Annotated in this window: 23 protein-coding genes, 6 tRNA genes and 1 other RNA gene; 19 read left to right on the plus strand and 11 right to left on the minus strand. The window is 58.5% G+C overall.

The features are described 5' to 3' along the window. Positions 1-65 precede the first annotated feature (65 nt). Genes F3J41_RS16560 through F3J41_RS16570 form a run of 3 tightly spaced genes read right to left on the minus strand, consistent with a single transcriptional unit; the run spans position 66 to position 2,124 of the window. The gene (locus F3J41_RS16560) at positions 66-869 is read right to left on the minus strand and encodes a hypothetical protein (RefSeq protein WP_058770795.1); all 804 of its coding nucleotides are present in this window, start codon (positions 867-869) and stop codon (positions 66-68) included. Between the two features lie 9 nt (positions 870-878). Continuing rightward, the gene (locus F3J41_RS16565) at positions 879-1,331 is read right to left on the minus strand and encodes a universal stress protein (RefSeq protein WP_058758371.1); all 453 of its coding nucleotides are present in this window, start codon (positions 1,329-1,331) and stop codon (positions 879-881) included. A gap of 7 nt (positions 1,332-1,338) precedes the next feature. Next, positions 1,339-2,124 (minus strand): IclR family transcriptional regulator, encoded by a 786-nt coding sequence (locus F3J41_RS16570; RefSeq protein WP_021509102.1) that lies wholly within the window; start codon positions 2,122-2,124, stop codon positions 1,339-1,341. 149 nt (positions 2,125-2,273) lie between these two features. Here F3J41_RS16570 and F3J41_RS16575 point away from each other — a divergent pair, with 149 nt between their 5' ends. The 3 genes from F3J41_RS16575 to ypdK all read left to right on the plus strand — a co-directional run bounded on the left by F3J41_RS16575 (position 2,274) and on the right by ypdK (position 5,183). After that, positions 2,274-3,875 carry an MFS transporter gene (locus F3J41_RS16575; RefSeq protein ID WP_166711811.1) on the plus strand — a complete coding sequence of 534 codons (1,602 nt, stop codon included), beginning with the start codon at positions 2,274-2,276 and terminating at the stop codon, positions 3,873-3,875. A gap of 5 nt (positions 3,876-3,880) precedes the next feature. Then, positions 3,881-4,909, plus strand: a complete 1,029-nt coding sequence (locus tag F3J41_RS16580; RefSeq protein ID WP_166711813.1) for an HlyD family secretion protein — start codon at positions 3,881-3,883, stop codon at positions 4,907-4,909. A 202-nt stretch (positions 4,910-5,111) separates the two neighbouring features. Then, entirely contained in the window at positions 5,112-5,183 is a 72-nt protein-coding gene (gene ypdK / locus F3J41_RS16585; RefSeq protein WP_006120362.1) for a membrane protein YpdK, read from the plus strand. A 42-nt stretch (positions 5,184-5,225) separates the two neighbouring features. Here ypdK and alaC read toward each other — a convergent pair whose 3' ends face one another. Both alaC and F3J41_RS16595 read right to left on the minus strand, forming a co-directional pair. Continuing rightward, positions 5,226-6,461: an alanine transaminase gene (alaC, locus tag F3J41_RS16590; protein ID WP_058758368.1), complete on the minus strand. Its 1,236-nt coding sequence runs from the start codon at positions 6,459-6,461 to the stop codon at positions 5,226-5,228. A 119-nt stretch (positions 6,462-6,580) separates the two neighbouring features. Further along, on the minus strand, positions 6,581-7,105 hold the full coding sequence (locus tag F3J41_RS16595; RefSeq protein WP_031280018.1) for a GNAT family N-acetyltransferase: 525 nt from the start codon (positions 7,103-7,105) through the stop codon (positions 6,581-6,583). A gap of 599 nt (positions 7,106-7,704) precedes the next feature. On the opposite strand from F3J41_RS16595, the gene F3J41_RS16600 reads away from it, so the two are divergent. Together F3J41_RS16600 and F3J41_RS16605 are read left to right on the plus strand one after the other, a co-directional pair. Further along, complete coding sequence (locus tag F3J41_RS16600; protein ID WP_021508253.1) at positions 7,705-9,396, plus strand: sensor histidine kinase; 1,692 nt, start codon at positions 7,705-7,707, stop codon at positions 9,394-9,396. Continuing rightward, positions 9,393-10,121 (plus strand): LytTR family DNA-binding domain-containing protein, encoded by a 729-nt coding sequence (locus F3J41_RS16605; RefSeq protein WP_021508252.1) that lies wholly within the window; start codon positions 9,393-9,395, stop codon positions 10,119-10,121. Before F3J41_RS16600 ends, F3J41_RS16605 begins: the two co-directional genes overlap by 4 nt. A gap of 35 nt (positions 10,122-10,156) precedes the next feature. On the opposite strand, the gene glk is transcribed toward F3J41_RS16605, so the two are convergent. Together glk and F3J41_RS16615 are read right to left on the minus strand one after the other, a co-directional pair. Then, positions 10,157-11,122, minus strand: a complete 966-nt coding sequence (gene glk / locus F3J41_RS16610; protein WP_166711817.1) for a glucokinase — start codon at positions 11,120-11,122, stop codon at positions 10,157-10,159. Positions 11,123-11,276: 154 nt separating this feature from the next. Next, entirely contained in the window at positions 11,277-12,938 is a 1,662-nt protein-coding gene (locus tag F3J41_RS16615) for an alpha-keto acid decarboxylase family protein (protein ID WP_166711819.1), read from the minus strand. A gap of 213 nt (positions 12,939-13,151) precedes the next feature. On the opposite strand from F3J41_RS16615, the gene F3J41_RS16620 reads away from it, so the two are divergent. Both F3J41_RS16620 and F3J41_RS16625 read left to right on the plus strand, forming a co-directional pair. Beyond that, a complete protein-coding gene (locus F3J41_RS16620; RefSeq protein WP_166711821.1) occupies positions 13,152-14,141 on the plus strand; it encodes an aldo/keto reductase in 990 nt (329 codons plus the stop codon). A gap of 157 nt (positions 14,142-14,298) precedes the next feature. Next, positions 14,299-14,652, plus strand: a complete 354-nt coding sequence (locus F3J41_RS16625) for a DUF2502 domain-containing protein (RefSeq protein ID WP_058758363.1) — start codon at positions 14,299-14,301, stop codon at positions 14,650-14,652. A 50-nt stretch (positions 14,653-14,702) separates the two neighbouring features. Here F3J41_RS16625 and F3J41_RS16630 read toward each other — a convergent pair whose 3' ends face one another. Next, complete coding sequence (locus F3J41_RS16630; RefSeq protein ID WP_166711824.1) at positions 14,703-15,944, minus strand: Nramp family divalent metal transporter; 1,242 nt, start codon at positions 15,942-15,944, stop codon at positions 14,703-14,705. A gap of 370 nt (positions 15,945-16,314) precedes the next feature. On the opposite strand from F3J41_RS16630, the gene F3J41_RS16635 reads away from it, so the two are divergent. From F3J41_RS16635 to F3J41_RS16655, 5 genes are all read left to right on the plus strand, one after another. Further along, positions 16,315-17,505, plus strand: a complete 1,191-nt coding sequence (locus F3J41_RS16635) for a NupC/NupG family nucleoside CNT transporter (protein ID WP_031279840.1) — start codon at positions 16,315-16,317, stop codon at positions 17,503-17,505. Between the two features lie 192 nt (positions 17,506-17,697). Next, a complete protein-coding gene (locus F3J41_RS16640; protein WP_021508245.1) occupies positions 17,698-18,786 on the plus strand; it encodes an LLM class flavin-dependent oxidoreductase in 1,089 nt (362 codons plus the stop codon). Further along, entirely contained in the window at positions 18,786-19,769 is a 984-nt protein-coding gene (locus F3J41_RS16645; RefSeq protein ID WP_132464867.1) for an ABC transporter substrate-binding protein, read from the plus strand. The genes F3J41_RS16640 and F3J41_RS16645 overlap by 1 nt, the downstream gene beginning before the upstream one ends. Next, positions 19,766-20,356: a cysteine dioxygenase gene (locus tag F3J41_RS16650; protein ID WP_058770806.1), complete on the plus strand. Its 591-nt coding sequence runs from the start codon at positions 19,766-19,768 to the stop codon at positions 20,354-20,356. The genes F3J41_RS16645 and F3J41_RS16650 overlap by 4 nt, the downstream gene beginning before the upstream one ends. Beyond that, positions 20,349-21,965, plus strand: a complete 1,617-nt coding sequence (locus F3J41_RS16655) for a rhodanese homology domain-containing protein (protein ID WP_166711826.1) — start codon at positions 20,349-20,351, stop codon at positions 21,963-21,965. Before F3J41_RS16650 ends, F3J41_RS16655 begins: the two co-directional genes overlap by 8 nt. A 125-nt stretch (positions 21,966-22,090) precedes the next feature. On the opposite strand, the gene F3J41_RS16660 is transcribed toward F3J41_RS16655, so the two are convergent. Both F3J41_RS16660 and F3J41_RS16665 read right to left on the minus strand, forming a co-directional pair. Then, positions 22,091-22,166 (minus strand) — tRNA-Ala (locus tag F3J41_RS16660). Between the two features lie 44 nt (positions 22,167-22,210). Then, positions 22,211-22,286: transfer RNA gene (locus F3J41_RS16665), tRNA-Ala, on the minus strand. Between the two features lie 361 nt (positions 22,287-22,647). Between F3J41_RS16665 and F3J41_RS16670 the strand changes: the two genes are divergently transcribed. After that, the gene (locus F3J41_RS16670; protein WP_021508241.1) at positions 22,648-23,436 is read left to right on the plus strand and encodes a formate/nitrite transporter family protein; all 789 of its coding nucleotides are present in this window, start codon (positions 22,648-22,650) and stop codon (positions 23,434-23,436) included. A 111-nt stretch (positions 23,437-23,547) separates the two neighbouring features. After that, positions 23,548-23,901: a YfeC-like transcriptional regulator gene (locus F3J41_RS16675; protein WP_058758359.1), complete on the plus strand. Its 354-nt coding sequence runs from the start codon at positions 23,548-23,550 to the stop codon at positions 23,899-23,901. A gap of 83 nt (positions 23,902-23,984) precedes the next feature. On the opposite strand, the gene gltX is transcribed toward F3J41_RS16675, so the two are convergent. Further along, positions 23,985-25,406, minus strand: a complete 1,422-nt coding sequence (gene gltX, locus F3J41_RS16680) for a glutamate--tRNA ligase (protein ID WP_166711828.1) — start codon at positions 25,404-25,406, stop codon at positions 23,985-23,987. Between the two features lie 273 nt (positions 25,407-25,679). Between gltX and F3J41_RS16685 the strand changes: the two genes are divergently transcribed. The 5 genes from F3J41_RS16685 (at position 25,680) to F3J41_RS16705 (ending at position 26,250) form a co-directional block, all read left to right on the plus strand. Further along, positions 25,680-25,755: transfer RNA gene (locus tag F3J41_RS16685), tRNA-Val, on the plus strand. 41 nt (positions 25,756-25,796) lie between these two features. Further along, positions 25,797-25,872: transfer RNA gene (locus F3J41_RS16690), tRNA-Val, on the plus strand. 41 nt (positions 25,873-25,913) lie between these two features. Further along, a tRNA-Val gene (locus F3J41_RS16695) sits at positions 25,914-25,989 on the plus strand. Between the two features lie 4 nt (positions 25,990-25,993). Next, positions 25,994-26,069, plus strand: a tRNA-Lys gene (locus tag F3J41_RS16700). A 44-nt stretch (positions 26,070-26,113) separates the two neighbouring features. Then, positions 26,114-26,250, plus strand: a non-coding RNA gene (locus tag F3J41_RS16705) — RtT sRNA. Positions 26,251-26,406: the final 156 nt, after the last annotated feature.

A 26,406-nucleotide genomic window follows, 5' to 3' on the forward strand; every position in this document is an offset into this window, starting at 1 on the left:
TACCCACAAAAAGACATACTGAAAGTGACCTTTATGCCCGTGCTGAGCGGGCTTTTTTTCGCCCGTTATCCGGTAAGGCTGACCATCTTACGCAAAAGATTGGCCGCTTGTTTGTCCGGCAATGCGAGAATTCCGCTGTAAAGATCTATCGACATCGCGCACATCGTGCCGCGATCCACCGCCGTATCCGCCGGCATATTCAGCTGCTGCAGCTTATCGCCCCACTTGCCATACAGTTTTTCCACCACGCGCTGCAGATCGCGCTGCGCCTGAGGCTGATCCACCGCCAGCTCATCGCCGGTACTGTTTTGCAGCAGTGCCTCGAGCGCTTCACCATCGCGCTGATTAAGCTCCGGCGACAGCACCTGTTGCAGATTGACGCCACCGCTGACCTGCGGATAGAGGAAACGGAAGCAGCGCTGCGTATCCTGCTGCTGCAGCGCCTGCATCTCCTGCACCGAAACGCGGATGTAGTTGATGATCGCCGCATCGCTGGCGCGCGCCATGCGCTGATTCACCAAATCCATCAGCCAGCCGCGCATATCGCCCAGCGCCTGCTCCGCAGGTACGCCCTCTGCCAGCTTGTGCTGCAGCTCGCGATTGAGCAGTTGCCACAGCGCCGGCTCCTGCACTTTCAGTACGCGATAACCCGGCGCGTCGCTCAGTTGGGTAGCCACCTGCGCCGCCAGCGCCTCGCGCTCCTGACGCGGATGCAGCCAGCTAAACCACAGCAGATTAGCCAGCAGCACAGGCAGCAAAAACAGCAGGACACCCTGCCAGACGCGCAGCGCGGTGGTGCGCAGCAGTACCACGATGATGATCGCCAGCAGCACAAAAGCAGCCAGCGTGAGCGGGAAAAGCGAGAACATGGAGCGACATTAATCCTTGCGAACGTCAATTAAAACCGGACAGCTGGCGCGTTCAATCACTGCTGCGCTTACCGAGCCTTTCAGCAGGCGGTTGAGCGGCGACAGGTGACGACGGCCCATTATAATCATACTGGCGTGCAACGCCTCAGACTGCGCCACAATGGTTTCCGCCGCTTCACCGGCCAGAATCAGCCCGCGTGCGTCAATGCCAGCGCGCAGCAGCGGTGCCAGCGCATGGCGTACCACCATTTCAGCCGTGTTTTGTTCATCCTGCGCCACGACAAAATCGTCCGGGTCTTCCCCGGCGTCGATCTCAATCGGCTGATTGCACGACGAATAAGCCGGATCGACACAGCACAGCACGGTGACCTGCGCCTGTTGCGCCAGAGCCTGTTCAATGGTCAGGGCGATCACTTTTTCCGCCACCGGTGAGTTATCAATGGCCATCAGCAAGGTTTTCATCAGTCGGTTATCCTTCCGCAGCAGTTATTTTGCCAATTTCGCGAATCAGCGCCTCTTTACACTTTATCAGCGCTGTCCGGTAATGCGCTTCCTGGCGGTGAAAACGTGCCGTCGGCACCAGCAGTGAGATCGAGAAGCGCCCGAACAGCGTATCAATCGCTACCGCCATGGTGGAAATGCCCTCCAGCGTTTCGCCGCGATCGATAGCCAGTCCGCTAGCGCGCACCTCCGCAATCAGCGTCAGCAACTGCGGCAGCGTTTTTACCGTCATTTCCGTCAGTTCCGCATAGGCTTCACCGACCATCACCCGCACATCTTCGTCGCTCTCCAGCGCCAGTAGCGCCCGACCACCGGACGTACTGTAGAGCGGCAGATTCAGGCCGATGTGGGGCACCACGCGCAGCTCACGCGTGGCCACCACGTAATGGACAATCGCCAGCTGCGTCCCGCTGGCCCGCGCCAGCGACACCGTTTCATTGATTTCCGCCGAGAGTTGTTCGAGGAACGGCCGGACAATTTCCACCACGTCACTGTGCACGCTGGAGATCAGCTTCAGCAACGCCGGACCGAGGCGCAGCCCGCCAGCCCCGCCGCTGCGCACCAGCTGCGCGCTATCCAGCGCCGCCACGATGCGCTGCACCGTCGAGCGCGGCAGATCGACCACCTGCGCAATTTCACCCAGACTCATGCCGCCCGGATGCTCACCGAGCGCATTTAAAATTTTTGCCGCACGCGCAATGACCTGAATGCCACCCGCTTTTTCATCCTCACGGCTTGAGGGAGGTTCTACCATGATACGTTCCTTTTTGGCCTGCCCTACTTTAGCGCGAACGATCGCACTTTTACACCCTGTATCACATTGCAATACACCATATCGAAATGTAAGATGCGAGCTGTATCACATCGCAATACACTGCATCAACCAATAACGAGACACCTGTTATGAATGCCCAGCCCGTGGCGGCACCGGCACCGCATCCTTTTACCCTGCGCCTCGCGCTGGGGCTGGTGGGAGTGCTGATCGCCGCGCTGACCTCCGGATTAAACGATCGCGTTACCGACATCGCGCTGGCCGATATCCGTGCCGCAATCGGCATTAGCTACGATTACGGCAGCTGGATTATTTCGGCTTATCAGGCAGCGGAAGTCGCCGCGATGATGATTGCACCGTGGTTCGCCGTCACCTTTTCGCTGCGCCGCTTCGCGCTGGCGGTGTCGGCCGGTTTCATGGTGTGCGGTGTCCTGCTGCCCTTTATGCCCACGGTCCCGCTGTTTATTGCGCTGCGCGTGGTGCAGGGACTGTTTGGCGGCGCCCTGCCGCCGCTGCTGATGACGGTGGCGCTGCGCTTTCTGCCACCGCCGATCAAACTTTATGGGCTGAGTGCTTACGCCCTCACCGCCACGTTTGGCCCGAATCTGGCGGCGTCGCTGGCGGCGTTCTGGACCGATGACGTCAGCTGGATGTTTGTGTTCTGGCAGGTGGTGCCGGCCATGCTGATCGCCATGCTGCTGATCGGCTGGGGTCTGCCGCAGGATCCGCTGCGCACTGAGCGATTTAAACAGATTGACCTGTTCGGCATGCTGAGCGGCTGCTCGGGCATGGCGCTGCTGATTCTGGCGCTGACGCAGGGTGAGCGTCTCGACTGGCTCAGCTCGCCGCTGTTTGTCGCCCTATTATTCAGCGCGCTGGCGTTGCTGATTGTGTTCTTTATTAATGAATGGTTTCACCCGCTGCCGCTGTTTAAGTTGCAGATGCTGCGCCGCCATAATTTGTCGCACGGTTTGCTGGCGCTGGCGGGTGTACTGATTCTGGCGCTGTCCGGTTCGGCGCTGCCGTCGGCCTATTTTGGTCAGGTGGAGGGGTTTCGCACGCTGCAGTTCGCGCCGCTGGCGTTGACCATCGGCCTGCCGCAGCTGCTGATTGCACCGCTGGTCGCCAGCCTGCTGAATATCCGCTGGATTGACTGCCGCTGGGTGCTGAGCGCCGGTGTGCTGCTGCTGACGACCGCCTGCCTGCTCGGCATGCAGATCACCACCGACTGGGCGCGGCAAAACTTCTGGCTGATGCAGGTCTTGCAGGCGTTTGGTCAGCCGATGGTGATTCTGCCGGTGCTGATGAGCGCCACCAGTGTGGTCGCGCCGCCGGAAGGACCGTTCGCCTCCGCCATGTTCAATACCGTACGCGGCTTTGCCAGCATCGCCGCCAGCACGCTGGTGGAGTGGTTTATCAGCCATCGCGAGCAGTTTCACTCCAGCGTGCTGGTCGATCAGGCGGCCAGTCGCAGCTGGCTGATGACCGCAGCGGATAGCCAGCAGGCCAGCAGCAGCCTGCCGCTGTTGGCCGACGGCAGCGCCAGCAGCGCGGCCAATCTCAGCGGCTTCGCCACCCTGCTGAAGCATCAGGCCATGGTGCTGAGCCTGAGCGATGCGTATCTGATGCTGATCGCTTTCGCTGTCGGGCTGTTAGTGCTGACGCTGTGCCTGGCGAAACGCGTCTGGCCACCGCAAACCCTGATTCAACCTGTTACCAAAACTCCGGAATAACTGTTATGCACGCTTTTGCTATGAAACGAACAACCTTGCTGAGCGCCCTGCTGCTGGTTTTGCTGGCGATGGCGTTCTGGCTCTGGTCAGCCATGACCGGCAACGACCATCGCACTGATGATGCCTGGGTGAATGCCGATTACACGCTGGTGGCCCCGAAGGTGTCCGGCTATATCGCCCACGTCAACGTGCAGGATAACCAGCGCGTGCGGGCTGGTGACGTGCTGGCGACGCTCGACGACCGCGACTATCGCGTGGCGCTGGAGACCGCGCGGGCGAATCTGCAGGTCAGCGACGCCAAACGGCTGAGCGCGCAGGCGCAGCTCGACCAGCATCAGTCCACCATTGCCGAGGCCCGTGCCACGCTGGCCGCCAGTCAGGCATCGGCGCAGTATGCCGGACAGAGCGCGGCGCGCTACAACCAGCTGTACAAGAGCGGCACCATAGCCGCTGACGATCAGCAGAAAGCCAGCTCAACCCAGCGTTCTGCGGCCGCTACGGTGCGCCAGAGCGCAGCGGCGCTGGCGGCGGCCGAACAGCAGGTGAAAGTGCTTGAGGCCGCGCTGCGTCAGGCGGAGGCTGATGTCGCGGCGGCGCAGGCCAGCGTCGACCAGGCCGGGCTGAATCTCTCTTATACGCGTATTATTGCGCCGGTGGATGGCATGGTGGGTCAGCGTTCGGTGCGCGTGGGAGCCTGGGTCAGCGCGGGTACGCGTCTGCTGGCCGTGGTGCCGCTACAGCGGACTTACATCACCGCCAATTATCTGGAGACGCAGCTGGCGGATGTGCGCCCGGGCCAGAGAGTGGTGGTGAAGATTGATGCATTGCCCGGCAAGACCTTCACCGGTCACGTTGACAGTATTGCGCCCGCTACCGGCGCCACGTTTTCCGCGATTGCCCCCGATAACGCCACCGGCAACTACACTAAAGTGGTTCAGCGTTTGCCGGTGAAAATTGTGCTGGATCCGCATCAAAGCGATCTGGCGCAATTACGTGTCGGCATGTCGGCGATTCCGCAGATTGAGACCCGATGAAAATGTGAGCAACTTCTCAGAAGTGACCTATTTATTTTCGGATCGAATCCGCGTAAATTAGCGCTCGATCCTGTTTCGGGGCAGCCCGGAGCGACCTGAGTAGAAAGCGTGTAGCGATGATGAACTCCACCTTTCTCTTATTCTGTTCGGGTTACGCTGGTTTGGGATCGCCATCATTGTAACCGCTCAGAGGAGTTGTTTTGTGAAATACGCCTTGATGGGAATCTCTTTCTTCGTCTTACTTTGGGTCGGCACCTTCGTGCTGATGCTGTAAAGACGCCAGCCGGGGCGACCGCTCAGTCGCCCCGATTTGTAGTTACTCTGCTTCTTCCACCGCTTTTACCGTTCCCGGCAAAATACCGTCGGCGCGGAACATCGCTTTAATGCCACGCACCGCCTGACGAATACGATCGCTGTTTTCAATCAGGGCAAAACGCACGTGGGTATCGCCGTAATCACCAAAGCCAATGCCTGGCGAGACGCACACTTTCGCCTCCTGCAGCAGCAGCTTGGCAAATTCCAGTGAGCCCAGATGCGCATAGTGATCGGGGATTTTCGCCCAGACGTACATGGACGCTTTCGGCAGATCGACCATCCAGCCCGCTTCATGCAGCCCTTTCACCAGTACATCGCGCCGGCGTTTATACTGCTCAGCGATATCGCGCACGCACTGCTGATCGCCCTCCAGTGCCGCAATCGCCGCCACCTGCAGCGGTGTGAAGGTGCCGTAGTCGTGATAGCTTTTGATGCGTGCCAGTGCCGCCACCAGCTCTTTGTTACCGACCATAAAGCCGATGCGCCAGCCCGCCATGTTGTAGCTTTTTGACAGGGTAAAGAATTCCACCGCCACATCGCGCGCGCCCGGCACCTGCATAATCGACGGCGCTTTCCAGCCGTCATAGGTGATGTCGGCGTAGGCCAGATCGTGGATGACCAGCACGTTGTACTGCTTCGCCAGCGCGATGACGCGCTCGAAGAAGTCCAGCTCCACGCACTGCGATGTCGGGTTGGACGGGAAGCCGAGGATCATCATCTTCGGTTTCGGGTAACTTTCGCGGATGGCGCGTTCCAGCTCATTGAAGAAATCGACGCCTGCGACCAGCGGTACCGAGCGCACCTGCGCGCCGGCGATCACCGCACCGTAGATGTGAATCGGGTAGCTGGGATTGGGCACCAGCACGGTGTCACCGTGATCGAGCGTCGCCAGCATCAGGTGCGCCAGGCCCTCTTTCGAGCCGATGGTAACAATGGCTTCAGATTCCGGATCGATATCCACCTGATAACGCTCGGCGTACCAGCGCGAAATGGCGCGGCGCAGGCGCGGAATCCCTTTGGAGGTAGAGTAGCCGTGCGTGTCTTCACGCTGTGCCACCTGACAGAGCTTTTCCACGATGTGCGGCGGTGTCGCGCCATCCGGGTTGCCCATGGAGAAATCGATGATGTCTTCGCCGCGCCGGCGCGCAGCCATCTTCAATTCAGCCGTGATGTTAAACACATAGGGGGGCAGACGTTCAATACGCGAGAAACGACGGGGTGTGCTGTTATCAGCCATGATGTCCTCTGGATTACGTTAGCGCCCGGACCGTCCGAGCGACGCTGGTCACTGCCGTGACCGAAACAAGAACATAACGCGCTGATAACAATATTGTCGAGGGGGGACGGCAAATTTTCTTAGCCTGCTTCGTTTAAGCGCCCAAACACCCAATCGTTTACCCACTGACCGTTGAGCCGGTAATTATCGCGTAGCGTGCCTTCCAGCGCGAAACCGTTCTTTTCCAGAATGCGCCGCGACGGCCAGTTGCCCTCAATCACCAGCGCTTTGAGTTTGTGGAAGTCGGCCTGCAGCAGGAACGTGCACAATGCCTGCAACGCTTCGCTGCCGTAGCCCTGACCGGTACAGGCGTGGCGCAGCATGTAACCCACTTCGGCCTGACGATACGGATGCCATTCGGCGCTGCAGCCAAACAGGCCAATCGCTTCACCGCTATCGCGCAGGCGCGCCACCAGGCACAGCATGTGAAAACTACTGGGTTGCCACGGTGCCAGCCGCTCGTTAAAGCGCTGGCGGATGTCGTTTTCATCGGGGATCTCGCTCACCCAGGTCATGGTCGCGGCATCTTCATGGACCGCTTTGAAAATCTGCCAGTCTTCCGGCTGTAACCGGCTGAGGGACAAACGAGGGGTGAGTAATTGCATGGCCACGCTCCGCTGTTGTGCTTACGGCAACATAGCAAACCGCATCCGTGACAACCAGTGAACGCTGCACGCTTTCAGCAATCCTCTTTTTAGCACTCAGGATTTCCTCTTTTCAGGTTTCATAGCGGATAATTTGCCTTGCCTCCCTTCAGGGGCGGGTGTTACGGGCGGATCTGGTCGCCATAAATGGCGCCCCTACGGTGCATCTGCGGTCTTGCAGGGTGCGCATCTTCGTATCTGGTCGCCATAAATGGCGCCCCTACGGTGTGTCAGCGGCCAATTTTACACGGCGCGCATCTTCCAATCTGGTCGACATAAATGGCGCCCCTGCAATGCATCTGCGGTCTTGTAGGGTGCGCATTGATGCGCACCGGCAGTGCGCACCTTCATATCTGGTCGCCATAAATGGCGCCCCTGGAGTGCATCCGCGGTCTTGTAGGGTGCGCATTGATGCGCACCGGCAGTGCGCATCTTAAAAATTGATCCAGGCTATGAGAAACGTCTGCAGCTTGCCGGGACGCTGGCGGATCGCGATCACATTTTTTATCATGTCCGCAACCTTGCCTGCTCCGGAGAACACCGTGCCTTCCCATTTCGACATGCTGCTGGCGGTGTTTGACCGCGCCGCGCTGATGCTGATCTGCCTGTTCTTCCTGACCCGCACCCGCGTATTTCGTCAGCTACTGCAAAAAGATGAACATTCAATCGGCGAAAAAGCCGTGGTGACCGCCATCTTCTCGCTGTTTGCGCTGTTCAGCACCTGGTCCGGCATCAACGTTGACGGCTCACTGCTCAACGTCCGGGTGATTGCGGTCATGGCGGGCGGCATTCTGTTCGGGCCGTGGGTCGGCATTGCAACCGGTGTGATTGCCGGCGTGCACCGCTTCCTGATTGATATCGACGGCATCACCTCGGTGCCCTGTCTGATTACCAGCATCATCGCCGGTATCGCCGCCGGTGCCATCAACCGCTTCGTCAGCAAAGAGCAGCGCTGGCGCGCCGGCATCCTTGGCGGCATGCTGTGTGAAAGCCTGACCATGCTGCTGATCGTGCTGTGGGCGAAACCGATGTCACTCGGTTTAACCATCGTGTCGGAAATTGCGCTGCCGATGATTCTCGGCGCGTCGAGCATTGGTTTGATTGTGCTGCTGGTGCAGAGCGTCGAAGGGGAAAAAGAGGCGATTGCCGCGCGTCAGGCCAAGCTGGCGCTGGAGATTGCCAACAAAACCCTGCCGCTGTTTCGTCAGGTTAACAGCGACTCGCTGCGCAAAGTGTGCGCCATCATTCGCAGCGACATCCATGCCGATGCGGTGGCGATCACTAACACCAAACAGATTCTGGCTTACGTTGGCTACGGCGAGCAGAACTACCACAACGGCGACGACGGCATCAGTCCTACCACCGCGCAGGCGATCGCCAGCGGTAAAATTATCATTAAGAATAATGATGAGGCACACCGCACCAAAGACATTCACTCAATGCTGGTGATTCCCCTTTGGGAAAAAGGGGAAGTGACCGGCACGCTGAAAATCTACTATCGCCGCGCCCATCGCATTACCGGTTCGCTGAAAGAGATGGCGGTCGGACTGTCGCAAATCATCTCAACGCAGCTGGAAGTCTCGCGTGCCGAGCAGCTGCGCGAGATGGCCAATAAAGCGGAACTGCGCGCGCTGCAAAGCAAAATCAACCCGCACTTCCTGTTTAACGCGCTGAATGCCATCTCCTCATCAATTCGCCTGAATCCGGACACGGCGCGCCAGCTGGTGATTAATCTGTCGCGCTACCTGCGTTACAACCTGGAACTCAACGACGATGAACCCATCGACATCAAAAAAGAGCTGTGGCAGGTGAAAGATTACATCGCCATTGAGCAGGCACGGTTTGGCGACAAGCTGTCGATGATTTACGACATCGATGAAGATCTGCACTTTTCGCTGCCCAGCCTGCTGATCCAGCCGCTGGTAGAGAATGCCATCGTGCACGGTATTCAGCCCTGTCGCGGCAAAGGCGTGGTCACGCTGAGCGTGAAAGATCTGGGCGATCGCGTGCGCGTGGCGGTGCGCGATACCGGTGCCGGCATCAGCGAAGAGGTGGTCAGCCGGGTAGCGCGCAACGAAATGCCGGGCAATAAAATTGGCCTGCTGAATGTGCATCACCGGGTGAAACTGCTGTCCGGCCACGGCTTAACCATCACCCGTCATCAGCCCGGTACGGAAATCGCCTTTACCCTCAGCAAAAGTGGTCAGCGGCTGTCCGGCCCGCTCACCCCGTTAGCGGAAACCTCAGCGTGAAAGCCATTATTGTCGAAGACGAATTCCTGGCGCAGCAGGAGCTAAGCTGGATGATCCAGCAGCATAGCCAGATCAGCATCGAAGCCTGCTTTGATGATGGGCTGGAAGTGCTGAAGTATCTGCAGACTCATCGGGTGGACGTGATTTTTCTCGATATCAACATCCCGTCGCTTGACGGCATGTTGCTGGCGCAGAACATCAACCAGTTTATCCATAAGCCGCTGATTGTGTTTATCACCGCGTGGAAAGAGCACGCGGTCGAGGCCTTCGAACTGCAGGCGTTTGACTACATCCTCAAGCCGTATCACGAGTCGCGCATCATCACCATGCTGAACAAGCTGGAGGCCAGCGCACAACAGCAGCAGGCGCAGCAGCACAATCCGGCAGCCAGCGCGCCGCAAACGGTGAATTTAGTTAAAGATGAGCGCATTATCGTGACCGATATCAACGATATCTATTACGTTGAAGCACATGAGAAGCTGACGTTTGTCTACACGCGGCGCGAAGCCTATGTGATGTCGATGGCGATCAGCGAGTTTTGCAGCCGTTTGCCTGAGTCGATGTTCTTTCGCTGCCACCGTTCCTACTGCGTTAATCTGAGCAAGATTGGCGAGATCGAACCGTGGTTTAACAACACCTATCTGGTGAAGTTGCGCGATATGGATGCGCAGGTGCCGGTGAGTCGCAGCAAGGTGAAGGCGTTTCGCCAGCTGATGCATCTTTGAAGGCGAACGGCACGGGAAGCCGTTCGCCCGTCAGATTACAGCACGCGCCCCAGCGCCTGGCGCAGATGGGCACCGGCACCCAGCAGGCCCGGCTGGTCGTGAGTAATCATGTAAACAGGAATATCGACGAGATAATCGCGGAAGCGACCTTTGTCTTCAAATGCCGCGCGGAAGCCGGACGCTTTAAAGAAATCGAGGAAGCGCGGCACGATGCCACCGGCAATGTAGACGCCGCCAAAGGTGCCGAGGTTCAGCGCGAGGTTGCCGCCAAACCGTCCCATGATGACGCAGAACAGCGTCAGCGCGCGGCGGCAGTCAATGCAGCTGTCCTGCAGTGCCCGCTCGGTGACATCTTTTGGCTTGAGGTTTTCCGGCTCGCGCTGATCGGATTTCACAATCGCGCGATACAGGTTAACCAGCCCGGAACCCGACAGCACGCGCTCGGCAGAAACGTGACCCAGTTCGGCGCGCAGCACTTCGAGAATTGCATCCTCTTCTTCACTGTTTGGCGCGAAGTCAACGTGACCGCCCTCGCCCGGCAGGCTGACCCAGCGCTTATCGACGTGCACCAGATGGCTGACGCCGAGCCCGGTGCCGGCACCGTAGATGGCAATCGGTTTATCCTGCACCGGCGTTTTGCCACCGAACTGGATGACGTCCTGTGCGGTCAGCATCGGAATCGCCATGGAAACCGCGGTGAAATCGTTGATGATTTCCAGCGTCGCAAAGCCCAGACTTTCCTTCATCTGACGCGTTGAGAAAGCCCAGTCATGGTTGGTCATTTCCACCCAGTCGCCGGTAATCGGACAGGCGATGGCGATGCAGCCGTCGGTAATGTCCTGTTTTTGCATATCCAGATAGTGACGGATAACTGCTTCAAGGTTGTCGTAGTCTGATGTTGAGAATGTTTTGGCCTGGGAGATGGCGCCGGTCTCCACCTCACACAAGGCGAGACGAGCGTTAGTGCCGCCCACATCGCCGACCAGGGCGTATTTTGTCATTCTTCTGCTGCTCCGCTTGGGTCATAAACAAGTGCAGGACACTATAAAAGCCTGCCAATAAAACAACAACGCTCACCTTGCACGATGAGCGTTGGTCATTCAGTGCGACGCACAGCCTGACTGTCGCCAGCCCAACTGTACAGAGGCAACTGTCCTAAACTTTGTGGCTATTGCGCTGGTGCAGCGCCGCCGTGACGGTGCGCAGCAGCGGCGGCAAATCCTGTTTCTCCATCACCACCTCAATCAGTGACAGGCAACGCGCCTGGCTGAGCAGCGCCATCACGGCGTCGAGCTGCGCCGTTTCACTGATGCGCCAGCTCTGAGCCGCACAATTCAGGCTCATCGCCTGCGGCAGCGCGGTCCAGTTCCACTGCGCGATGTCGTTGTAGCGCTGTTCCGCTCCATGGATCGCGCGTTCGACAGTGTATCCCTCATTATTCAGCAGAAAAATGATCGGGCTTAAGCCGTCGCGCTGGATCGATCCCAGTTCCTGAATGGTCAGCTGCGCCGATCCATCGCCGATGATCAGAATGACGCGGCGGTCGGGCTGCGCCGTCTGGGCACCAAAGGTGGCGGGTAAAGTATAGCCAATGGAACCCCATAAAGGTTGTACCAGCAGCTGCGCATCATGCGGTAAACGCAGCGCGGCAGCGCCAAAGGCCGCCGTGCCCTGATCGGCAAGGATAATATCACCGGGCTGCAGGAAACGCTGCATCGCCTGCCAGAAAGCCTGCTGACTGATTACGGCAGCAGCAGCCGGCGGTGCATCGTCCGGCATGTCGGCCTCGCCCGTGGCCCAGTGCGCGCAGTGGCGCTGATAAACCGGCAGCAGCGCGGCCAGCGCCTGCGCCATGCTCAGCGGTGCAAAGGTTTCTCCGGCGACGCTGGCATGAAACGGCTGCAGATCAATCACCCGCTGCGCCGACAGCTGCTGGGTAAACCCGGCGGTCAGGGTGTCGGTAAAACGCACGCCGACGCACAGGGTGACATCGGTGTCTTCAATTGCCGCGCGCACGGTTTCGCGGCTGCCGCTGGCGGCGTAGGTGCCGACGAAGCCCGGTTGCTGCTCATCCAGCACGCCCTTGCCCATCAGTAGCGTGGCTGCCGGAATGGCGCGCAGCGCACGCAGCTCAGCCAGCGGTGCCTGCAGCTGCCAGCGGGCAGCGAGAAAATCGGCCAGCAGCGCCACGCGCTGCGCCGGTGCCAGCAGGCGTTCCGCCGCTGCGGCAAACGCCTGCGCCACGTCGCGGTTTTCAGCCGGTACCGGGCTGGCGCTGGCTGACGGCAGCGTTACCGTGGCGGCGGCGACATCCACCGCCAGCAGCAGATAGCCCGGACGATGCTGCTGCAGCGCGCTAGCAATGACCCGATCAATTTCAGCCACGGCGTTTTCCGCGCTCAGCACCGCGCTGGCGGCACTCACTTCCTGGGCCATACGCAGAAAATGACCAAAATCACCGTCGCCGAGCGAGTGATGCACGCAGTCGCCCTGCTGCTGCGCGTGGCTGGCAGGAGCGCCGACGATGTGAATCACCGGCACGTATTCGGCGTAGCTGCCGGCAATGCCGTTAATCGCGCTGAGTTCACCGACGCCAAAGGTGGTCAGCAGCGCGGCCGCGCCGTTGCAGCGACCGTAACCATCGGCCGCATAGGCGGCATTGAGTTCATTAGCGCAGCCGACCCAGGTAATACCGGGATGGTCAATGACGCTGTCGAGAAATTGCAGGTTGTAGTCGCCGGGTACGCCGAACAGATGGCGGATACCCGCCTGGTGCAAACGATGCAGTAAATAGTCGCCAACGTTAAGAGTGTTCATCGACCGCTCCTGTGAGGGGGAATGATCAGGAGTATTAGCGATGTGGCTGAACTGGCGAGATTTTCACCATCATCGCGCTGTCATGCATGGCAAGCATTCGTTACGACGACAGAAAATTCTGTAAGTTGCGATCTTTGCCGCGTTACGGCGCAGTGTAAACGCATACACTGCTATGCTGATGCCACTTTCTCCCACCTGAGACAGGAACGCTGCATGAGTACTTTTCCCCACGCCGAACGTTATCACCAGATGCAGTATCGCCGCAGCGGCCGCAGCGGCCTGAAGCTGCCGGCGATTTCGCTGGGTCTATGGCACAACTTTGGCGACAGCACGCGCGTCGACAACAGCCGCGCGCTGCTGCGTCACGCGTTTGATCGCGGTATTACCCATTTTGATCTGGCCAATAACTACGGGCCGCCGCCCGGTTCTGCGGAGAGCAACTTTGGCCGCATTCTGCGCGAAGATTTTCACGGCCTGCGCGACGAGCTGGTGATCTCCACCAAAGCGGGTTACACCATGTGGGACGGTCCGTACGGCGACTGGGGCTCACGCAAGTACCTGATTTCCAGCCTCGATCAAAGCCTGAAGCGCATGGGGCTGGAGTACGTGGATATCTTTTACCATCATCGTCCGGATCCGGAAACGCCGCTGGAAGAGACCATGCGCGCGCTCGATCAGGTGGTGCGTCAGGGTAAAGCGCTGTACGCGGCGATTTCGAACTACCCCGCGGATAAAGCCGCCGCCGCTATCGCCATGCTGCGCGATCTCGGCACCCCCTGCCTGATCCACCAGCCGCGCTATTCGATGTTCGAACGCACGCCGGAACAGGGTCTGCTGGACGTGCTGGGTGACAATGGCGTCGGCTGTATTGCTTTCTCGCCGCTGGCCGGTGGCGTGCTGACCGACCGCTATCTGCAGGGCATTCCGCAGGATTCGCGCATCGCCAGCGGCAGCAAATTCCTCAACGAAAACCAGCTAACGCCAGAGAAGATGGCGAAGGTGCAGCAGCTGCAGGCGCAGGCGCAGCAGCGCGGTCAAAAGCTGGCGCAAATGGCGCTGCGCTGGGTGCTGCGCGACACGCGCGTCACGTCGGTGCTGATTGGCGCCAGTAAAACCGCGCAGATTGATGATGCCGTCGACATGCTGAGCCAGCCTGAATTAACGGCGGACGAGATCGCCGCCATTGAGCAAATCCTGGTGTAACCGTTTACCCGCCCGGACTTTTCCGGGCGCTGTCTTTAGCAGAAAACGCTGCACAACCTTTCGCTGACACTTTTTCAGACTAAATCTCAAGGCGTGTCTGGTCCGATATGGCACACTAGCGCCACGGTAGCCTCGATGCTATCGATGAGGAGAAAGTATGAAACGTGCAATTTTGTTTGCCGCTTTGCTGGCAACGTTATCCCCTCTGGCGCTGCACACAGCTGAAGCCAGTAGCGCTACCATCAATCTGGCCCCTGGCGTCACGCTGCATCTCGGCGATCGCGATCGTCGCGGCTACTACTGGGACGGTGGTCGCTGGCGTGAACCGCGCTGGTGGCACGATCGCTATCAGTACAACGATCATCGCTGGTGGCGTCACGAAGAGTGGAAACGCCACCGTGCCTGGGAGCGTGAACGTGAGCGCCGCTGGCACGAGCGCGAACGTCGCGAACACTGGCGTCACGATCACCGACACGATCGGCATGACCGCCACGACCATCATCACCATTAAAAAAAATCCCGGCGCAGACGCAGCCGGGATTTTTTTATTCAGTCATTTGTTTACCAGCCGAGCGCTTCGCCCACCAGCAAATAGATATTCAGCGCCACCACCAGCACCACAATCAGACGACCGGCATTTTGCATCAGGCGTGAGTTCACCAGTTCATCGCCCATGATGTCACGGTTCCCGGTGAACGACAGCAGCGGAATCAGCGCCAGCGCAATACCGAAGCTCAGCAGCACCTGGCTCATCACCAGAATGCGCGTCGGATCCCAGCCCGCCCAGATAACAATAAAGGACGGCAGCATGGTAATGGTACGCCGGAACCACAGCGGAATGTGGAAGCGGATAAAGCCCTGCATCACCACCTGGCCGGCCAGCGTGCCCACCACGGTAGAAGAGAGGCCGGCCGCTACCAGACTCAGCCCGAACACAATCGCCGCCGCGTGACCCAGCAGCGGCTGCAGCGTCAGATAGGCCTGGTCGAGATCGACAATGCTGGTGTGACCGCTAAAGTGGAACGCGGCCGCTGCGGTGGCCATCATCGCCAGGTTAACGAAACCGGCAATGGTCATGGCGATCGCCACGTCGAGCTTGGTGGAGGAGTAGCGCTCCGCCTTGCTGCCTTTATTACCGTACTGCGTCAGCGCCGAGTGCAGATAAATGACGTGCGGCATAATGGTCGCGCCCAGCACGCCAGCCGCGAGGAACACCACGTCCGAAGTAGGCAGGCTCGGCAGCGCCATGCCCACCACCAGATCGCTGACGCGCGGCTGCGAGAAGAACAGCTCAACGATATAAGCGGCGGCGACAAACAGCAGCAGCCCGCCAATCACCAGCTCCAGCGGCTTCTGTCCACGGTTTTGCAGCATCAGGATCAGGAACGTGGCGATACCGGTTAACACCGCGCCCTGCAGTAGCGAGATGCCGAGCAGCAGCTTAAAGCCGAGCGCAGCCCCGATGAATTCCGCCAGATCAGTGGCCATGGCGATAATCTCCGCCTGTACCCAGTAGAACCACACCGCCGGGCGCGGGAAGCGATCGCGAATATGCTCGGCGAGGTTTTTACCGGTGGCAATACCCAGCTTGGCAGACATCAGCTGGATCAACATCGCCATAATGTTGGCCCATACCACCACCCACAGCAGTTTGTAGCCGTACGCGGCCCCCGCCTGGATGTTGGTGGCAAAGTTGCCGGGATCGATATAACCAATGGCCGCGATGAAGGCCGGTCCCAGCAGCGCGAGCTTGATCTTTCTGGCTCCGCGAGCGGCGCGCTCGGCGGTGCGACTTTCTGACATAGTTTTGACCCTGTCCTAACGCTTGTCTGACCCATCCAGCTTACGGGGCATTCAAGGCAAGTGAAATTTGGTTATAGTTATCGCATTGATAGATGGTGCTATAAAGTATAGCCATTGCTATACCACAAGGTAAAGTTAGCGCTTGCTAAAAATTATGCAACAGGTTTCACTCTACTCCCGGGTCAAATTATAGACAATCTCTTTGTGGATATTTCTTGTGATCGATTTGTAAACAGGTTGTGAGCGGTGAGACTAATCTGAGAAATAAAGCGATACCGAATACTTATATTGTGGTTTTGATCTCGTTTTTAAGTAACGCGTTACATAGAATACGCAGCAAAATACAACCCTCCTCAAATTTGGAGCCGATATGTCCCATATTTTGCACTTCCTTTTAGCATTGGTGGTGGTAGCCGTGCTGGCGTTACTCGTCAGTCACGATCGTAAGAGTATCCGGATTCGCTATATCGTTCAGCTGCTGGTGATTGAAGTGCTGCTGGCGTGGTTCTTCCTTAACTCCGAAGCAGGCCTTGGTTTTGTTAAAGGTTTCGCCGGGCTGTTTGATCATCTGCTCAAATATGCAGCAGAAGGCACCAATTTCGTGTTCGGTAACATGAACGAGAAAGGCCTGGCCTTCTTCTTCCTCAATGTTTTGTGCCCTATCGTCTTCATCTCGGCCCTGATCGGTATTTTGCAGCATTTCCGCATCCTGCCGTGGGTGATTCGCGCTATCGGTACCGTGCTGTCGAAGATCAACGGCATGGGCAAACTGGAATCCTTTAACGCCGTCAGCTCTCTGATTCTGGGACAGTCAGAAAACTTTATCGCCTATAAGGATATCCTCGGCAAAATGTCACAGCGCCGCATGTACACCATGGCAGCCACCGCGATGTCGACAGTGTCGATGTCGATTGTGGGTGCCTACATGACGATGCTGCAGCCAAAGTACGTGGTGGCCGCGCTGGTGCTCAACATGTTCAGTACCTTTATCGTGCTGTCGCTGATTAACCCGTACCGCGTGGACAGCGAAGAAGACCTGCAGCTGCAGGATCTGCATAAAGGTCAGAGCTTCTTTGAGATGCTGGGTGAATACATCCTGGCCGGTTTCAAGGTGGCGATTATCGTTGCAGCGATGCTGATTGGCTTTATCGCGCTGATCTCCGGCCTTAACGCGCTGTTTGATACCATCTTTGGTATCAGCTTCCAGGGCGTGCTCGGCTATGTGTTTTATCCGTTTGCCTGGGTAATGGGCGTGCCATCCAGCGAAGCGCTGCAGGTGGGCAGCATCATGGCGACCAAGCTGGTTTCTAACGAATTCGTTGCAATGATGGATCTGCAGAAAATCGCCGGTCAGCTGTCGCCGCATGCGGAAGGCATTCTGTCGGTGTTCCTGGTCTCCTTCGCCAACTTCTCCTCAATCGGTATTGTCGCAGGCGCGATCAAAGGTCTGCATGAAGAGCAGGGTAACGTGGTATCACGTTTTGGCCTGAAACTGCTGTACGGCTCGACGCTGGTGAGCGTGCTTTCCGCCGCCATCGCCGGTCTGGTGCTGGGCTTCTGATCTACAGGGCGGGCTGCGGCTCGCCCTTCTCTTCTTTTATATACCTAAGCGTTATATCCCGCGCCAGTCAGCCTGCCGCCGCGTCACGCCCTGCTTCACCGTTTCCCGCAAACCCTTTGCACAATATCGAATTTCCGTTGTTGCCGTCTGCGCCCGTAGCTTTTCTTTCTGACCTCACCTCAGGAGAATCGCATGAGCATTCAGTTCCTCGGCATGATTGGCCACCGGCTTGCCTCAGAAATCATTCCCGCGTCCGGCACGTTGTTCGATAAAGATTACATTGCCCGCTTTGCCCGCGCCCATGAAGCGGCCGGCTTCGACCGCATCCTTGTCGGCTACTGGTCCGATCAACCCGATGGCTTTCTGGTCACCGCGCACGCAGCGGCGCATACCCAGAAGATTAAATTCCTGCTGGCGCACCGTCCGGGGTTTGTCGCGCCCACGCTGGCGGCCCGCAAGCTGGCTTCGCTCGACCATCTCACCGACGGCCGCCTGGCCGTGCATATTATCAGCGGCGGCAGCGACAGCGAACAGCGCCGCGACGGTGATTTTCTCAGCAAGGCTGAACGCTATGCGCGCACCGACGAATTTCTCAGCGTGCTGAAACAGAGCCTTGAGTCGCCACAGCCTTACGATCATCAGGGCCGGTTTTACCAGGCTGAGCAGGCTTTCTCTGCCATTAAACCGCTGCAACATAAGCTGCCGATCTATTTCGGCGGATCGTCACCGGAGGCGATTGACGTGGCGGCGCGGCATGCTGATGTCTTCGCGCTGTGGGGCGAACCGTTAAAAGGCGCGGCCGAGACGGTACGTAACGTGCGTGCGGCGGCGGCCGCGCAGGGGCGCCAGATTGCGTTTAACATCTCCTTCCGGCCTATTCTGGGTAACACTGAAAAAGAAGCCTGGGAGCGCGCCGAACATATCCGCGCCACCGCAGAGAAGCAGCTGGCGGAGACCGGCTATACCTTTGGTTTGCCGAAGCCGCAGAGTGTCGGTGCGCAGCGTCTGCTGGCGGCGGCGCATGAGAGCGAACGCCACGACAAAGTGCTGTGGACCGGCGTGGCAAAACTGGTGCAGGGCGGCTACAACTCCACCGCTCTGGTCGGCACGCCGGATCAGGTTTCTGAGGCGCTGCTGGATTACTATCGCCTCGGCATTCATAGCGTGCTGATCCGCGGATTTGACCCGCTGAATGACGCGGTGGAATACGGCCGTGAACTGCTGCCGCTGACGCGTGAAAAAGTGGCTGCGCTCAGCGCAACTGAAAAAAGGAGCGCCTGATGCGTCTCGCCGCTCTGTTTGCCGGTGTTGCGCTGGCCCTCGCGTCACTCCAGCCGCTGCTGGCGGCCGATAAAGTCACGCTGCGCCTTGGCGATGTTAAAGGCGATCGTTTTGCCGCCCTGAAAGCCTCGGGCGAACTGAACAATCTGCCTTACGATCTTAAGCTCACCGCCTTTGACTCCGGCGCGCCGGTGCAGGAAGCGCTCAATGCCGGGGCGCTCGACGTTGGCTTTACCGGTGATTTGCCGTTTCTGTTTGTCTATGCGGCAGGCGCGCCGGTGAAAGCCGTGGGTGCCTGGCAGAATAACCCGGACAGCATCGCCCTGCTGACCCGCCCCGACGCCGGCATTCACCGGCTGCAGGATTTGAAAGGTAAGCAGATCGCGGTCAACCGCGGCGGCTGGGGACACTATCTGCTGCTTGGCCTGCTGGAGCGCGCGGGCCTGACGCCGCAGGATGTCACGCTGCGCTTTCTCGGACCGGTGGATGGCCGCGCGGCGCTGACGTCCGGTGCGGTCGCGGCCTGGGCGCCGTGGGAGCCTTATATCGCCACCTCGACCGCCATCGACGGCACGGTGCGCGTACCGGACGGCGGGGGTAAAGGCATTATGTCCGGTTACTCCTACGCGCTGGCCCGCAATGAAGCGTTGCAGGACGCCGGCAAGCGGGAAGCGATTGCCGACCTGCTGGCGCGACTGGCGAAGGCGCAAATCTGGGCGCAACACCATCCGCAGGAATTCGCCGGCGTGCTGAGCAAAACCCTGAATATGCCCACCGCCATTACCCGCAGCTGGATTGACGATGCGCGCATCCGCCCGCTGGTGTTTGATACGCACCTGATTGCCACGCTGCAGAAATCCGCCGACTTTTTCCATCGTTATCAGGTATTGCCAAAACAGGTCGATGTCAGCCAGGCGTTTGACTTCAGTCTGTCCGCCGCCGCTAACCGCATCGCCCAGCACGCGCCGGGAGACAAATCATGAGTGATTATCAGCACCATCGCCTGCGCACCTTCGTCGCCCGGCTGGCCACCCTGCTCGACAGCCAGCCGGACGAAGCGACCATTTTGCGGCAGGGCAGCGGCTGGCTGGCCGAACTGATTCGCCACGATGACTGGCTGGATGAGGCGTTTACCCAGCCCCATCCGCAGCACTATCAGCAATATCTGCTGTATGCCGATGCGCAGCAGCGCTTTTCCGTGGTGAGTTTTGTCTGGGGGCCGGGTCAGCAGACGCCGATTCACGATCACCGCGTCTGGGGCCTGATTGGCATGCTGCGCGGCGCCGAGATTTCACAATCGTGGCAGCCGGGCCCGCACGGTTTACAGGCGGAAGGAGCGCCGGTGCGGCTTGAACCCGGCAGCGTGGAGGCGGTGTCGCCGACGGTCGGTGATATCCATCGCGTCAGCAACGCCTTTGACGATCGCGTCTCCGTCAGTATCCACGTGTATGGCGCGAATATCGGCGCGGTTGAGCGCGCGGTCTACACCGCCGACGGCCACGAAAAACGCTTTATTTCCGGCTACAGCAACCGTTATCTACCTAACATTTGGGACCTTTCACATGACTAAACCGGTTTTCCCGTTTCGCCAGGCGGCGGAACTGCTGACAGCGCTGCGTCAGCAACAGGAAGTGGCGATCATTGACGTGCGCGATGAGGCGCTGTTTGCCACCGGGCATCCGCTGTTTGCCGTCAACATTCCGCTGTCAAAGCTGGAGCTGGAGCTGCTGGACCGCATTCCCCAACGTCACACCGCCATTACGCTGTATGACAACGGCGAAGGCCTGGCGCAGACCGCCGCTGAACGTCTCGCCGCACTGGGTTATCAGCAGGTCACGCTACTGGCCGATGATTTAGCCGGCTGGCAGGCGTCTGGCGGTGAGCTGTTTATCGATGTCAATTCACCCAGCAAAGCGTTTGGCGAACTGGTGGAACATCATGCCCGCACGCCTTCGCTCTCCGCCGATGAGGTACAGGCGCTGATTAGCGATGATGCCGACGTGGTGGTTTTGGATGCGCGGCGCTTCGATGAATATCACACCATGAGCATTCCGGGCGCCACCAGCGTACCGGGCGGCGAACTGGTGCTGCGCGTGCGCGATTTAGCCCCCTCACCGCGCACCACGGTGATTGTGAATTGCGCCGGACGCACGCGCAGCATTATTGGCACGCAGTCGCTGGTCAATGCCGGTATTCGTAATCCGGTATTCGCGCTGCGCAACGGCACCATTGGCTGGACGCTGGCCGGTCATGCGCTGGAGCATGGGCAGAGCCGCCGCTATGGCAACGCCAGCGAAACCGCGCAACGTCAGGCCGCGAGCCAGGCCCGCGCCATTGCCGATCGCGCTGGCGTGACGCGCATTCCTCTGGCGACGCTGACGCGCTGGCAGCAGGAAGCACGCACCACCTACCTGTTTGACGTGCGTGATGCCGAAGAGTACGCCGCCGGTCATCTGCCGGGCAGCCGCCACGTGGCAGGCGGCCAGCTGGTACAGGAGACCGATCATTACGCCAGCGTGCGCGGTGCGCGTATCGTGCTGGTGGATGATGATGGTGTCCGCGCCAATATGACCGGCTCCTGGCTGGCGCAGCTTGGCTGGCAGGTGGCGGTGCTTGACGCATTGCAGGCCAGCGATTTCAGCGCTGTCGGCAGCTGGCAGCCGCAGGTCGCGCCGGTTGCTGCGCCGGAATCGATCTCCCCCGCGCAGCTGGCCGAGTGGCTGGCGGCTGGCGACACGCAGGTGCTGGATTTCACCACGCTCGCCAATTACCGCAACAGCCATATTCCCGGTGCGGCCTGGCTGCTGCGTTCCACCCTGCAGCAGCAGGGCAAGGCACTACTGCCCGATGCAGGCCGCTATGTGCTGACCTGCGGCAGCAGCCTGCTGGCCAGCTATGCCGTGGAGCAAATTGCCACGCTGACCGGCAAACCGGTGCGGGTGCTGGCGGGAGGCAATGCAGCCTGGCGTGCCGCCGGTCTGCCCACCGAACAGGGCGAGCAGCGCCTGCTCTCGCCGCCCATCGATCGTTATCGCCGCCCGTACGAAGGCACCGATATTGAACCGGACGTGATGCAGGCCTATCTCGACTGGGAATATGGTCTGGTGGCGCAACTGGATCGCGACGGTACCCACGGTTTTCGCGTGCTGCAGCTGCAGCCACAGGCCGTGACGGTTTAACACGGAAAGGCGCTGCAGGTCAGCGCCATTGCGCGCAGCCAGTCGGCGAATACAACGTCACACTGCGCAAACGGGCAGTATTATTATCGGGTTTTGAATACGTTTGTTCTGAACGAACAGAGAATTGGTGGAGATAAGCGGGATCGAACCGCTGACCTCTTGCATGCCATGCAAGCGCTCTCCCAGCTGAGCTATACCCCCACATCTGGAATTCGTTTTTTCAGTGCAAACCGTTGGGAGCGGTTTGGTGGAGCTAAGCGGGATCGAACCGCTGACCTCTTGCATGCCATGCAAGCGCTCTCCCAGCTGAGCTATAGCCCCGTACCGAAAAAACCGCCGAGTTACCTCGACGGACGGCATAATATGAGACCGCTGTTTGAGTGTCAACGGCAAATTCTCGTTCTGCGTGCGATCGCTGAAAAAGGCGGCAACCCTGTGTCGCCGTGGCTTTTTTTTCAGCGCAGCGCGTACTCGTCATCCCTGCCCTCAGCCGTTATCTCAACGCCGCCTCAACGGTGCACCACGCCGAGGTTAACTTTAGGTTAAAGATGTTAGCGTCAGGCTTGTTTTCGTTAATGGTGCGTGTAAAACTTAGCGCGCTAATTAACCGGTTAGCCGTCCAGGGTATTCACTCGCTAACCGGCCAGCACGTCCTCCTTGTTTAATAAAAGAAAAGTGAACTATGTCGCTGCATACACCTAAAGAGATCGCGCAACTGGCGATTCAGGCCGGCGTGGCTAAAAGCCGTCTGCCGGTTTCCACCTTATTAATTCTTGGCTTTATGGCTGGCGCGTTTATCGCGACCGGCTTCCTGCTCGATCTGCACGTTATTAACCAGCTGCCTGCTGAATGGGGCTCGTTTGCCGGCTTCCTCGGTGCGGCGGTATTCCCGGTCGGACTGATTCTGACCGTGCTGGCGGGCGGCGAGCTGCTGACCGGCAACATGATGACCCTGCCCATTGCCTGGTTCGCGCGCCGCATTAGTGGTTTCAGCGTGCTGCGTAACTGGTTTTGGGTCACCATCGCCAATTTTATTGGCAGCGTTGCGGTAGCATGGTTCTTCGGCCATCTGCTCGGCATGACCGAAGGCGACTATCTGAAGAAAACCGTGGCGATCGCCCATGCCAAAGTGAACGCCGATTTCATGCACGCGTTCATCTCCGGCATCGGCTGCAACTGGCTGGTGTGCCTGGCGGTGTGGCTGGCCTTCGCCAGTAAAGATATGGTCGGCAAAATCTTCGGCATGTGGTTCCCGGTGATGGCCTTCGTGGCAATCGGTTTCCAGCACGTGGTGGCCAACATGTTTATCGTGCCTGCCGCAATTTTTGCCGGTCAGATGAGCTGGGCAGAATTTGCACCTAACGTGGTTGCGGTATTTTTAGGCAATGGTGTGGGCGGTGCGATCTTTGTCGGCCTCACCTATTTCCTCGCCTTCCGTCCGGCACAGGCGGCGGTCAGCGAAGCGCAGTAAACCGATTTTGCCTTTTGTCGCACAGCAAAAGGCATTTTCTGCCTTGATTACTTTTCCCCGTAACGTTTTGTTGTAATATGTAGAGCTAATGTATTTAACAGGGACAGCATCGTGAAAAAGGAATGGCTCACTCCCGAAGAGCTCGCGCTGGAAACGGGCTACAGTCGGCAGACGGTGAATAAATGGATCAAGCGTGAAAACTGGACGACCACGCCTAAGCCCGGTGTACAGGGCGGTAAGGCGCGATTAATCCACATTGATGAGCGTGTCAAAAGCTTCATTCAGTCCACCCGCCATGCAAACGAACCGGCGGCGAATTACGGCGCTCAGCAAAATACGTTACCTGCGTTATTAATAAATTCTGTCCAGCAAATGACGGCCACCGAACAGGAACAACTGGCGGCGCTGTTATTGCGGGAAGGGATCAGGGGCGTATTACAGCGGTTAGGAATCCAGGAAGAATAGAAAAGCCGGAAGCAGTGAGATGCTTCCGGCTTTTTTGTTGCCTGCCTCATCACAGCAGCCTGACAGGCCGCTGTTCAGCTCAATCAGGCCTGTGCCTCACGCTCCGCGATGAACGCCAGCGCTTTTTCTATACGCGCCACGCTGCGGCTGCGGCCGATGGCTTCCACCGTCACGTCGAGCCCAGGCGACTGACCGGCACCGGTTACGGCAACGCGCAGCGGCATACCGACTTTGCCCATGCCGAGTTCAAGTTCATCCGCAGCAGCCTGAATGGCGTGATGCACGTTTTCCGCATTCCAGTCGCTGTCGCTGATGGCTGCCAGCTTGTCGCGTACCACTTCCAGCGGCTGACGCGCCACCGGACGCAGATGCTTTTTCGCTGCATCCGCATCAAACGCGTGAAACTCTTCATAGAAGTAGCGGCAGGACGCGGCGATTTCGACCAGCGTTTTGCAACGCTCACCCAGCAGCGTCACCAGCTTCGCCAGCTCCGGTCCGGTGCGGGTATCAATGTTCTGCTGCTCGATGTGCCACTGCAGCTGGGTCGCGACATATTCCGGCGGCAGCGTATTAATGTAGTGGTGATTGAGCCACTGCAGTTTCTCGGTGTTGAAGGCGCTGGCCGATTTGCTCACCGCATCAAGGGTGAACAGTTCAGTCATTTCCGCCACGCTGAAAATCTCCTGATCGCCATGTGACCAGCCGAGGCGCACCAGATAATTAAGCAGCGCTTCCGGCAGGTAGCCGTCGTCGCGATACTGCATGACGCCCACCGCGCCGTGACGCTTGGACAGCTTTTTACCGTCGTCGCCAAGGATCATGGATACGTGCGCATAGGTTGGCACTTCCGCACCAATCGCTTTCAGGATGTTGATCTGACGCGGCGTGTTGTTGATATGGTCTTCACCACGAATAACGTGCGTGATGCCCATATCCCAGTCGTCGACCACCACACAGAAGTTGTAGGTCGGTGAACCGTCGGTACGGCGGATGATCAGATCATCCAGTTCCTGGTTGCTGAATTCGATCGGACCACGAATCTGATCGTCAAAAATTACCGAACCGTCCTGCGGGTTGCGGAAGCGCACCACGCACGGTTCATCGGCAGCATGATGTTCATGGCTGTCGCGGCAGCGGCCGTCATAACGGGGCTTCTCGCCTTTTTCCATCTGCTCTTCACGCAGCGCGTCCAGACGCTCTTTCGAGCAATAGCATTTATAAGCAGTACCGGCTTCCAGCATTTCGTCGATAACGTCGTTATAACGGTCGAAACGTTTGGTCTGGTAGTACGGGCCCTCATCCCAGTCGAGATTCAGCCAGTTCATCCCATCCATAATGGCTTCGATCGCTTCCGGCGTGGAGCGCTCCAAGTCGGTATCTTCGATACGCAGGACGAATTCGCCCTGGTTATGGCGAGCATAAAGCCATGAGTAAAGCGCAGTACGCGCACCACCGACGTGCAGGTAGCCCGTCGGGCTGGGTGCGAAGCGAGTTTTGATTTTCATTCAGCATTGCCTTAAATGCGCAGGTTTCGTTGTCTGGATGACAAAAAAACGGGTTAACGCGGAAAAACAGTGCGCATATTCTAGCAGGTGAGGCTGATTCCTCAATCACTGTCACGCTGGCGGCGCGGGCAGAAGTGCGTTTTTCTGCTAATAAAACCAGCACATTGGCTAAAAGCGCTGCATGATGTCTAAATTTAAAGCGAACGCACATTTATGTTTTAAAAAGCGTTGACTCACTTCGAAGGATCCCTATAATGCGACTCCACACAGCGGGGGTGATTAGCTCAGTTGGTAGAGCATCTCCCTTACAAGGAGGGGGTCGGCGGTTCGAGCCCGTCATCACCCACCACTCTTAATGAGATGGCCCGCAGTGAACAAGAGATAAGATATGGGTGATTAGCTCAGTTGGTAGAGCATCTCCCTTACAAGGAGGGGGTCGGCGGTTCGAGCCCGTCATCACCCACCATATCTTAGTCAGATGACACTCTTGTTAAGCAGTACCGAAGTGGGTGATTAGCTCAGTTGGTAGAGCATCTCCCTTACAAGGAGGGGGTCGGCGGTTCGAGCCCGTCATCACCCACCACTTCGGGTCGTTAGCTCAGTTGGTAGAGCAGTTGACTTTTAATCAATTGGTCGCAGGTTCGAATCCTGCACGACCCACCAAATTCAGAAAAGAGCGCCCTTTGGGCGCTTTTTTCGTTTCTGTGTGCCGATGCTGAACGTGCAGGATGAGAACCTGCTGCAGGTTCGACTGAATCGCCGGGAGCGATTCAGGCTGATGCGCCAGCATCACCCGCAGGGCGAGGCCCCGGATGGGCCGAGGCATATCCTGCACGACCCACCAAATTCAGAAAAGAGCGCCCTTTGGGCGCTTTTTTCGTTTCTGTGTGCCGATGCTGAACGTGCAGGATGAGAACCTGCTGCAGGTTCGACTGAATCGCCGGGAGCGATTCAGGCTGATGCGCCAGCATCACCCGCAGGGCGAGGCCCCGGATGGGCC

Origin of the sequence: Pantoea sp. Ap-870 (genome assembly GCF_011752515.1) — a bacterium.
GTDB classification, from domain to species: domain Bacteria; phylum Pseudomonadota; class Gammaproteobacteria; order Enterobacterales; family Enterobacteriaceae; genus Pantoea; species Pantoea dispersa.